Here is a 10,961-nt window from a genome sequence, read left to right as displayed (position 1 = left end):
GGAGGCACTAAGTTACCTTTGTTTAAGTCTGCAGCGAGAAACAGCCGGGCGACATAGGTAATAGGCTGTTGCAGATAAACTTGCTCGCTATCCACCTGAGCTTCTAAAAAAGCCGTTTCTTGTTCTTTTTCCTGACTGCTTCCGGCTTCCAGTACCTCTATGGTTATCGGCTGAGACGATACACCGCCAATGGTAATTTCCGGAATTTTGTATTCGCCCGCAGCTTGCGGAATTAATACGGTAGTAAACCGTGTTTGCTTGCTGAGTCTGCCGTTTATCATTGATGTTTGACGGCTTACAGAGGTTCTTCCGACGACAAAGTCTTTTAGTAACTTAGATGGGGAGAAGCTGTCATTTCCAACGTCACCGTCGATGGTCACTGTCAGCACAAACGACTGGTTAGCGGTGACGGGATTCCGGTCGACCGTTGCAGTAACTTCGGAAACATCGGCGCGAGCAAGCTGACTCACAAGCAATAGACTGATCAAGAAAAAAGTGTGTAGCCATACTCTTACCATTTTTTATCTTCTCCCTGCGGTTCTGAAGCTCTACGCTGACGACGACGCTGACTTTCCAACAGCATTTTGTTACGCAATAGAATACTCGGGTCATCCGGAACTCGGTTCATCCATTGCTCCAGCTGCTGTGCCTTTTCAGGATCAATTTCACCTTCTCTCACCTTTTCCTGAAGTTGTTGTGTGGACTCTTCATCATTTTCTGCCCCCTCATTTTCAGAGCTATCCTGTTGTTCTTTTTCTTCAGTCGGCTCTTCTTTTTGGTCTTTTTTCTGTTCAGGTTGGCCATCTTCCTGACCATCTTTACCAGGATCTGGCGGACCATCGTTATTATTGGACTCGTTGTTTTGCTGGTCTTGCTCGTTACCATTTTGTTCCGAGTCATTTTTTGACTCGTCGTCTTGAGAGTCGGACTTTTCTGATGATTCTCCCGAACCATCAGATGAATCAGAGTCTTGTTCTTTTAGCTGCTCGACGAGCTGCTTGTTTTCCACTGCCTCTGACCAATCAGGTCTTTTCTCCAGAGCCTTTTCGTATGCTGCGATGGCCGCATCATATTGCTGTTGCTGAGCTAAAGCATTACCCAAGTTGTACTGGGCTTCGGGAGAAGAATGTTGAGCAAACACATCAGCAGCGGCCTCATAGTCACCATTGCGGTATAAGGCTGCCCCTTGCCGTAAAGGATCTTTGCTTAGGTTGGCGGCTTGTTCATATTGCTCTTGTTGATAAAACCTTTGAGCACGTTGTTCTTGATTAAGGAAGTACTTCTCAAGGGCTGGCTCCTGCGCTGCATAAAGCTCAGGACTAAAACTCACTAGTGGTAAAAGCATAGCGAGCATAATGGGGCTGAACAGACCGCTACGACGCCAGTTTAATAACATAATAGGAAGAATAAAGAGCGCGACATAAGGCCCCATATCTCGCCATGCATCGCCTTGTTGCTGATCTTCGATGTCTTTTCCTTCACGTGTAAGCGGAGGCTGATTGATCAGTTTCTCAATATCACGATTGTCAGCGGTAACTGACGAGAATGCACCACCAGTAATCGAGGCTAAATCCTCCAGTCGTGATGGATAAGTCTTAGCTATGATAACTTGATTATTCTCTTTTAAGAGTCTTCCGGAGCTGTCTCGTATTGCGGCGCCTTCTTCTGTGCCAACGGCCAATATTGAAACGCGGTGCTCTATTGAACGTAGGTAACTGCTTAACGGATTGAGATCACGGCTGGTGATACCGTCTGTCAGCCAATAAATATCGCCTTGTGGGTAACCGGCGTTTCTTAATAGCTCATCAGCCAACTGCAGTGCAAGCAAAGGCTCACTGCCTGCTGCCGGCATGATTTCCGGCGACAACGACGGAATCAAATTCATTAAATTCCGATTGTCGGCCGTAAGAGGACTGATGATAAAAGCATCATCGGCGTAAGCAATAAGCCCGGTATCTCCGTCAAGACCTGCTCGTACTAAGTCAATGGCTTTATACTTCATTCGGGTCAGGCGGTCAGGGGATATGTCATCGGCAAGTAGTGAAGGAGACATATCCATAATAACGACCTGGCCTGACTCAAGCTGATAGACTGGCTGTGGTAGCCTTTCCCAGGTTGGGCCAGAGAGTGCGAGTGTGGCTAAAATACCAATAATCAGAAACCGGTGAACCGGCCATAGCGATGGCTTCGATCCAGACTTTACCAATACCTTTGATAAATGTCCGGGTAACCATTGATGCCAGCCAGCTTGATGTACCTGACTATAAATAAAGCGCCAATATAATAGCCCTACAGGAATTAATGCCAGTAACCACCAGGGGCGTAATAAATGAAACTCGCTCATGAACTTTTCCCCCAGGGGCGGTAATGCATCAAAGCAATGAGCATAAATAAAAGAAAGCTTGCACCCAATGGCCAATAAAAAAGGCTGACTCTGGGTCTAAGTTGTTGTGGGTCGCCAGCAATAGGCTCCAGTTGATCAAGTCGTTGATAGATATCTTCAAGCTCGTCAGTGCTGCGGGCCCGGAAGTATTTACCACCGGTTTGCTTAGCAATACTTTGCATCAGCGGAACGTCCAGATCTCGGCTGGGATTGACCCGTCGTTGTCCGAAAAAGCTGTCCACTACCACCTCTTCTGCTCCAACGGCAATTGGATAAATCGTAACATCGTAAGCTTGAGCAAGTTCAAGCGCCTGCTCCGGAGTCAGGTTACCTGCCGTATTCTGACCATCGGTTAGTAAAACTAATACTCTATTTGACTCGTCGTCGTCCCGAAAACGCTTAACAGACAGAGCAATTGCGTCACCGATTGCTGTGCGTTCTCCGACTAAACCCAGTACAGATTCATTCAACATTTGCTTTACGGTATTACGGTCGTAAGTCATTGGAGTCTGTAAATAGGCTGTATCGGCAAAAAGAATCAAGCCTAGTCGGTCGCCTTCACGACGCGCAATAAAGTCACTGAGTACGTGCTTAACCATGGTTAAGCGGTCGACGGAACGTCCGTCAAGCTGCATATCGGCAATTTCCATACTGCCGGATAAATCAACAGCCAGCATTATTTCGCGGCCTTCTGCACGAACCGCGAGCGGTTCGCCTAACCATTGTGGTTTAGCAACAGCTGCTATTAGCATCAGCCAACATAAACTCATAAGGGAAAGCCATAACCAGCGTCTGCCAGAACCCGGGCTGCTTTCTGCAAGACCATAAGTGCTGGGGAGTCTTATGGCTGAACGGTTCTTACGAACAGGCGGTAACCACTTCCAAACAATAAAAGGTAAGGGTAATAAAAGAAACATCCATGGCCAGTCAAATTCAAACATCACTGACTCCCGGTTGTTTGCTCAAGTCCTTACTCAGCCAAAGGCGAGCAAGTTGGTAGTAATTTTGATTGAAGTCATTGTCTTCAGTACCGTAAAAGTTTTTATCGGCTTGTTGAAGCAAAGGTTCAAAAGATGCCCTTTCATTATTGGATAAGGACGCCAGTAGAAAAACGAGCCAAGTGCGGCTGTGTTTCGTGGCGACAAGTTCGCGAGGATAATACGCCAGTGCCGCTCGTTTAAGCAGCACCGTTATTTGTTCGATATTTGCATCTTTTTGCTGTAATAACTGTTTCATTGCTGCTTTACGTACTTTGGACTTTTGCCAGCGGTGAAACAGAACGGTCGCTAGCACCAACACACCTGCCAGTAGGGTTGCTACTACAGCGATAGTTAGCCAGGAGGGGGGCCACCAGCCAGCCTGACCTGGTTCAATGATGTCATTAAGCTGCTTTAAAGACGGCTGCTGCATCAGGTCACCTCCGTCCATTGTTGCTCTAGTGGCAGGGCACTTGATACTGAGGTTAATGACAGTTTGCGCTTACGGAAGGCTTCCTGAATATTTTGCCAGCGCTTGAGTGCTGCCTGGTGATAAGTTGCTCTTTGCTGGGTGTTAGCCAGGTTCACATTAATTTGCTGCTGGCCATCTGTGATAGCCAATGGATGAGATGAATAACCTTCAGGTAACTCATGCTCCATGGGGTCATAAACTGAAAAACAGCGAACCGAATTGTGTTGGGAGAGAACGCGTAAGCCATCCAGAAAGTTTTCGCTGGCACCATAAAAGTCACTAATGACATAAATGGTACTGCCGGGCTTAACTAACTGTCGTAAACGCTTTAAATTTTCTTCAAGCGCATTCGGTTTCTGTTTTTCTTTGTTTTTCCAACGCGTAAAGCTGTCGCCGTGAACTTCAAGCAGTGCATGACATAAGCGTAAAACGCCTTTTTGGCGGGCAACGGGCTTGAGCTCCTGATGCAACCAGCCATTACCCACTAAGCCGCCAATGCGGTCGCCTTTATGCTGGGCCTGCCAGGCAAGAGCGGCCGCCAGGTGACAAGCTTGCACTGATTTAAAAATAAACTGACTACCGAAAAATTGAGTCAAAGGTAGGTCGACCCAAATAAATACAGGGCGCTCCTTCTCTTCCCGGTAAAGCTTAGTGTGTGCTTTACCGGTTCGGGCGGTAACCCGCCAGTCGATAGAGCGGATGTCATCACCGGGCTGGTAATGCCGTACTTCATCAAACTCCATACCTCTGCCGCGACTCTTACTGAGCAGTGGCCCAGTCTGGCTTGAGCGCGGAAGGCTTTTATGATGACGGGCGAACGCATTTATTTTACTGCGATAATACAGCAGCTCATGAATGCCGGGGCTGATTCCGTCACAATGCAATTGTTTTAGCCATTGTTCTACTTCGGCTTTTAACATTATGGTGCCGGTACAAGTTTTAAAATCGTGTCCAGAACCTGATCGTGCGACACACCGTCCGCTTCAGCTTGATAGCTTAGAATGATTCGGTGGCGCAAGGCGTTATGAAAAACGCTAATAACATCGTCAGGCGTTACGAAGTCGCGACCATCGAGCCAGGCTTTGGCTCTGGCACAACGCTCAAGAGCAATGGTGGCACGAGGGCTGGCACCATAGCCTATCCATTGAGCCAGGTTTTGGTCGTATCGCTGCGGTTGTCGTGTTGCAATAATAAGCTGAACCAGATAGTTCTCGACGGCCTCATCTAAATACAGTTGCAAAACTTCCTGGCGTGCATTGAATAAGTCTTGTTGAGTTAAAGGCACTGGCTTGTCGACATCTCCGGATAACGCTTCCCCGCGAGTTAACCGCAGTATTTGTTGTTCCGTTTCGGCATCGGGATAGTCCAGTTTCAAATGCAGCAAAAATCTGTCCAGTTGCGCTTCTGGAAGAGGGTATGTGCCTTCTTGCTCCAACGGGTTTTGCGTGGCTAAAACCATGAAGAGGTCAGACAGTGGATAACTGCGCTGGCCGACAGTAATCTGCCGTTCAGCCATCGCCTCTAATAAAGCCGATTGAACTTTGGCGGGGGCGCGGTTAATTTCATCAGCCAGAATCAGGTTATGGAACAAAGGGCCTTGTTGGTACTCAAACTGTCCAGTTTCGGGACGAAAGATATCGGTACCGGTTAAGTCGGCCGGTAAGAGGTCAGGGGTGAATTGTACACGGTGAAAGTCGCCCTCTATGCCTCTTGCTAAAGCCTGAACCGCTCTTGTTTTGGCAAGGCCGGGTGGTCCTTCAACCAGTAAGTGACCGTCGGCCAGAACGGCAATTAACAGATTTTGAGTAAAATCTGGCTGTCCAAGAACTTGTCGGTTGAGATAGTTTTGTAGCTGTTGAAACGCTGTCGCGGTCATGTTTACTCCAGGCTGTCGTTATCGGCGAAAACTGACTATGCTGTCAGTACCGCATAGGAATGACAGTAACAATGCTGCCTTTGTTCCGAATTTTCAATCTATACAGCATACTTTACCGAAAACGGTGGTTTTAATCTGCTCTATTACGGGCTAGAATTTGTAACATAATTTGTGGTCAGACCAGTATTGGTTTACGAAGTGAGGAATTATTATGACAGCAGCGCAACGCTTGCTAACCGTTAATGGTGAACGAATTGCCTTTGTAGCAGGCTTAAGAACGCCATTTGCTAAGCAGGCAACAGATTTTCATGGGGTTCCGGCCGTCGATCTTGGAAAGATGGTGGTTCAGGAACTTGTCAATAAAACCGGCATTGAAGCTGAATGGGTTGAGCAACTGGTATTTGGACAAGTGGTCCAGATGCCTGAAGCTCCGAACATTGCGCGTGAAATTGTGCTTGGTACAAGTTTACCGGTGAAGACAGACGCTTATAGTATCTCCCGAGCTTGCGCTACGAGTTTTCAATCTGCGGTTAATATTGCTGAAGCAATGGTCGTTGGACATATCCGTGGTGGTATAGCTGGTGGTGCGGACTCGTCGTCTGTATTACCTATTGGCGTGAGCAAACGTCTGGCCAGAGCTTTGGTTGATTTGAACAAAGCGAAAACCCTGGGGCAGCGGTTGTCTATCCTGAAGCGTCTGGGCTTTAAAGATTTGTTGCCCGTACCACCTGCTATTGCTGAATACAGTACCGGCCTTAGTATGGGGGATACTGCGGAGCAAATGGCGAAAACGCATAATATTAGCCGCGCAGACCAAGATGAGCTAACGGTAAGGTCTCACCAAAAAGCTCATGCTGCCTGGGAGGCAGGCTGGTTAAGTGACGAAGTGATGACTGCTTACCCTGAGCCTTATAAAAAGCATTTAAGTCGCGATAATAATATTCGTGGCGAAAGTCAGGTCGATAAACTGGCTAAATTGAAACCGGTGTTTGATCGCAAGCATGGTTCAGTAACTGCCGCAAACAGCACGCCTTTAACGGATGGTGCTTCAGCGGTCCTGATGATGACCGAAAGCCGGGCAAAAGAACTTGGTTTACCGGTGCTGGGCTATTTACGCAGCTACGCTTTTGCCGCTTTGCAGGTTGAAGAAGATATGCTGATGGGACCGTCTTATTCAACACCGGTTGCGCTTGACCGTGCAGGCATGACGCTTAACGACTTGGATCTTATCGATATGCATGAAGCGTTCGCAGCGCAAACCTTGGCGAACATGAAAATGTTTGCGAGCGACAAGTTTGCGAAAGATAAGCTGGGTCGTGATAAAGCCATTGGTGAAATCGATATGGATAAATTTAACGTGCTGGGCGGCTCCATTGCTTATGGTCATCCATTTGCCGCCACCGGTACCAGAATGATCACGCAAACTTTGAATGAATTGCGCCGTCGCGGTGGAGGTGTTGGTTTAACGACAGCATGTGCCGCTGGTGGTTTAGGTGCAGCAATGATTGTGGAGACAGAATAATGAGTCAGGATAAAGCATTCACTATGGAAGTGAGGGACGACGGAGTTGCAGTAGTTACAATAGACGTCCCTGGTGAGTCAATGAATACCTTAAAAGACTCATTTGCAGAAGAAGTTGGTAGTTTGATGAATCGCTTAGAGAGCGATGACTCAGTGAAAGGCGTTGTGTTTATTAGTGGCAAGCCCGGCTCTTTTATTGCTGGCGCTGATATCAACATGATAGATGGCTGCGAAAACGCGGTCGATGCAGAGAGTCTGGCAAGAAAAGGGCAGGCTATGTTCGATCGTATTGAGCAGTTGAATGTACCTGTGGTTGCAGCAATCAACGGAGCTTGCTTAGGCGGCGGGCTCGAGTTGGCTATGGCATGTCATGTGCGAATTTGTACTGATAACAGCAAAACGGCGTTAGGTCTGCCTGAAGTTAAATTAGGCTTGCTGCCGGGCAGCGGTGGTACCCAGCGATTACCAGAACTGGTTGGTGTTCAGCAAGGACTGACTATGATACTGACCGGTAAGGAGCTGCGTGCTAAGCAGGCTAAAAAAGCTGGCCTGGTGGCGGAAGTTGTCCCACAAAGTATTCTTTTAGATGTGGCCGTAGAGCACGCGCTGAAGCGCAAGCCTAAGTCGACGAAGCCGCCGCTTAAAGGCATGAGTAAGGTATTAGAGGCCACTCGGTTTGGTCGTGACATTATCTTTAAAAAGGCTGGTGAGCAGGCTCAGAAGAAAGCTCACGGCAACTACCCGGCAATTGATAAGATCATTCAGACAGTTCGCGAAGGTGTTGAGCGCGGTCGTGAAGCCGGTTTAGACAAAGAAGCCCGTAGCTTTGGTGAGTTGGCAATGACACCGGAGTCTTATCAACTGCGTCAGATTTTCTTTGCTACAACAGAAATGAAGAAGGAAACCGGCGCAGACGGCGTTGAGCCTGATCCGGTAAAACGGGTCGGTGTCTTAGGCGGTGGTTTAATGGGTGGAGGTATTGCTTATGTCACCGCGGCTAAAGCGGGTATTCCGGCGCGCATAAAAGACATTAGCGAAGACGGAATTAGCAACGCTTTACACTACAGCTATGAGCGCCTGAACAAGAAGGTTAAGCGTCGTCATATGCGCCGCGCAGAGCTTGAAAAGACTATGTTGATGTTGAGTGGCTCACTTGACTATAGCGGTTTTGAGCGCACCGACGTGGTTATTGAAGCGGTTTTTGAAGATCTTAACCTGAAGCAAAAGATGGTTGCTGATGTGGAAGAGCATGCCGCTGAGTCGACTATTTTTGCAACCAATACCAGCTCGCTGCCTATTACCCAAATAGCCGCTACGGCGAAGCGCCCAGAGCAGGTAATTGGTCTTCACTATTTTTCTCCGGTGGATAAAATGCCATTGGCAGAAATCATTACGCACTCAGGTACATCGGATAAAACCATTGCCACCACAGTATCCCTGGCTAAAAAGCAGGGGAAAACACCTATTGTGGTAAAAGACGGTGCCGGGTTCTATGTTAACCGTATTCTGGCGCCATACATGAACGAAGCGGCGCGCCTGCTGTTAGCTGGCGAACCTATTGAGCACCTGGATAAAACCCTTGTGAAATTTGGTTTTCCGGTAGGCCCTATAACTTTACTTGATGAAGTAGGTATCGACGTTGCGGCAAAAGTGGCGCCGGTTTTGGTGAAAGAACTGGGTGATCGCTTTGAAGCGCCTGATGCTTTTGAAAAGCTGATTGATGATGACCGCAAGGGCAAGAAGAATCAAAAAGGCTTTTATCAATACGGTAAGGGTGTGAAAGGCAAACCGGTGGATACGTCAGTTTATTCTTTGTTAGATATCGACCCTAAACAAAGTAAGTCAGCTGATGAAATTATTGATATTTGCCTGCTACCGATGCTGAATGAGGCGGCTTACTGCCTGCAGGAAGAGATCATCCGCAGTCCGCGTGACGGTGACATTGGTGCAATTTTTGGCATCGGGTTCCCACCTTTCCTGGGCGGCCCTTTCCGTTATATGGACAGTCAGGGTCTTGAAACAATAGTGAACAAGCTGGAGAAGCTAGCCTCGGAAAGAGGTGAGCGATACACCCCGGCACCTTTACTTAAACAGATGGTAGAGAACGGCTGGAGTTTTTATCAGTAACGGATAGAACCAAGCTGAGAATTATACCTGAGCAGCAATGTTGTTGTGCTGCTCAATAAATTCAATTAATGCGTCAGCCGGCATAGGCTTCGCATAATAAAAGCCTTGAATGTATTCGCATTTGAGGCTTTTTAATGTCTGCAACTGAGCTTTTGTTTCAACTCCTTCTGCAACCACTTTTAACCCCAGGTTATGTGCCATAGCGATGATAGAAGCAACCATATTACGGTCTTTGTCGTTAATAGTAATATCATCGACAAAGGCCTTATCCACCTTAAGGCTGTTCATTGGAAAACGCTTTAGGTAAGACAGTGACGAATAACCTGTTCCGAAGTCATCCAGTGCCAGTTTGACGCCCATATCGGATAAGTTTTCCATCATCGTAATTGCGCGTTCAGGGTCACTCATTACCATGCCTTCCGTGACTTCGAATTCAACATGGCGAGGGTGTAAGTCTTCTTCTCGCAAAATTTGCTCAATTTGAAGCGCCAGACTGGATTGCATGAACTGACGAGCTGACAAATTGATTGCAATACTTTTTGGTGAGCCCGGGTAAGTCATGAACTTTTTCATATCACGGCAGGACTGACGTAAAACATCCTCACCCAAAGGAATTATAAGCCCGGTTTCCTCAGCTAACGGAATAAACTCCGCTGGGTTAATCATAGAGCCGTCACTACTTTCAATGCGGGCCAGGGCCTCAAGGCCGGCAATGTGACCGGAACTGATTTCAATTTTAGGTTGGTAATACACTCGAATATTATTGGCTTTTAATGCCGCTCTCAGTTCATTCTCCAATTTCAGTCGTTTAACTGCGTTTTCGTTCATCGACTGACTGAAGAATTGGTAGCAGTTTCCGCCACGCTGCTTGGCGTGATACATGGCCATATCGGCTTTCTGTAAAAGCTCCTGTGACGTCTGGCCGTCGTGAGGGTAAAGAACAATACCAATTGAACTGCCGATGACAATTTCCTGATCCTGAATTAAATAAGGCTCTGCTACTTTAAGGTTTATTTGATTACCCAAATCGCCGATTAAATTAATATCGATACTGTCTTCAATAAGGAGGCCAAACTCATCACCGCCCAGACGGTAAAGGGTATCCTGTCTGCGGCCTATATCCATTAACCGTTCAGCAACCTGGCAGAGAAGCTCATCACCTATTTCGTGACCTAGAGAATCATTAATCTTTTTGAAATCATCCAGGTCAAAGAGTAATAAGGTATGAGAGACCTTCTTCCGAACCAGATTAGAGTGGCTGACCTGGAAATACGAGCGGTTCGGTAACCCGGTCAAAGTGTCCGTATTAGAAAGACGACGCAGTTCATTTTCTGTATGTCGCCTTTCAGAGATATCAGAGAAGCTAGCAACAATAAGGGATACCTCGCCGTTATCATCGCGAACGGCGTCCATAGTAAGCTCCATCAGGAACTCACCACCATTCGCTTTTAAGTCGGTAACTTCACCACGCCATGTTCCATCTTTTATGACGGCACGCTTTATTTGATTCACAAAACTTTCAGGGTAGCAGGGTAAAGTTAATGCTTGCCCCAAGACTTGCTCGCGCTGAAAACCACTAATACGTTCGAACGCGTTGTTGACCTC

The 10,961-nt window shown here is 47.4% G+C and carries 9 protein-coding genes; 2 read left to right on the top strand and 7 right to left on the bottom strand.

What is annotated here, in order from left to right:
- From B3180_RS00865 to B3180_RS00840, 6 genes are all read right to left on the bottom strand, one after another.
- Positions 1-518 (bottom strand): BatD family protein (locus B3180_RS00865; protein ID WP_286842358.1); only part of this gene is annotated, 518 nt, incomplete at its 3' end.
- Positions 512-2,344, bottom strand: a complete 1,833-nt coding sequence (locus tag B3180_RS00860) for a vWA domain-containing protein (protein WP_278358351.1) — start codon at positions 2,342-2,344, stop codon at positions 512-514. The genes B3180_RS00860 and B3180_RS00865, both read right to left, overlap by 7 nt.
- The gene (locus B3180_RS00855; RefSeq protein WP_054487004.1) at positions 2,341-3,324 is read right to left on the bottom strand and encodes a vWA domain-containing protein; all 984 of its coding nucleotides are present in this window, start codon (positions 3,322-3,324) and stop codon (positions 2,341-2,343) included. Before B3180_RS00855 ends, B3180_RS00860 begins: the two co-directional genes overlap by 4 nt.
- Positions 3,317-3,793: a DUF4381 domain-containing protein gene (locus B3180_RS00850; RefSeq protein ID WP_224798012.1), complete on the bottom strand. Its 477-nt coding sequence runs from the start codon at positions 3,791-3,793 to the stop codon at positions 3,317-3,319. The genes B3180_RS00855 and B3180_RS00850 overlap by 8 nt, the downstream gene beginning before the upstream one ends.
- On the bottom strand, positions 3,793-4,752 hold the full coding sequence (locus tag B3180_RS00845; protein WP_222236760.1) for a DUF58 domain-containing protein: 960 nt from the start codon (positions 4,750-4,752) through the stop codon (positions 3,793-3,795). The genes B3180_RS00850 and B3180_RS00845 overlap by 1 nt, the downstream gene beginning before the upstream one ends.
- Entirely contained in the window at positions 4,752-5,708 is a 957-nt protein-coding gene (locus tag B3180_RS00840) for an AAA family ATPase (protein WP_286842350.1), read from the bottom strand. Before B3180_RS00840 ends, B3180_RS00845 begins: the two co-directional genes overlap by 1 nt.
- Before the next feature lie 211 nt (positions 5,709-5,919).
- Between B3180_RS00840 and fadI the strand changes: the two genes are divergently transcribed.
- Positions 5,920-7,230: an acetyl-CoA C-acyltransferase FadI gene (gene fadI / locus B3180_RS00835; protein ID WP_054487011.1), complete on the top strand. Its 1,311-nt coding sequence runs from the start codon at positions 5,920-5,922 to the stop codon at positions 7,228-7,230.
- Positions 7,230-9,356, top strand: coding sequence for a fatty acid oxidation complex subunit alpha FadJ (gene fadJ / locus B3180_RS00830; RefSeq protein WP_054487014.1), 2,127 nt, complete (start codon positions 7,230-7,232; stop codon positions 9,354-9,356). The genes fadI and fadJ overlap by 1 nt, the downstream gene beginning before the upstream one ends.
- Before the next feature lie 21 nt (positions 9,357-9,377).
- On the opposite strand, the gene B3180_RS00825 is transcribed toward fadJ, so the two are convergent.
- Positions 9,378-10,961: GGDEF and EAL domain-containing protein (locus tag B3180_RS00825; protein ID WP_286842344.1), on the bottom strand; the 1,584-nt coding region annotated here is incomplete at its 5' end.

It is taken from the genome of Idiomarina sp. UBA4206 (assembly GCF_002383015.1).
Lineage (GTDB): Bacteria > Pseudomonadota > Gammaproteobacteria > Enterobacterales > Alteromonadaceae > Idiomarina > Idiomarina abyssalis.
The sequence above is the reverse complement of the archived record's forward strand: the minus strand, read 5'-3'. Positions and strand labels throughout refer to the sequence as shown.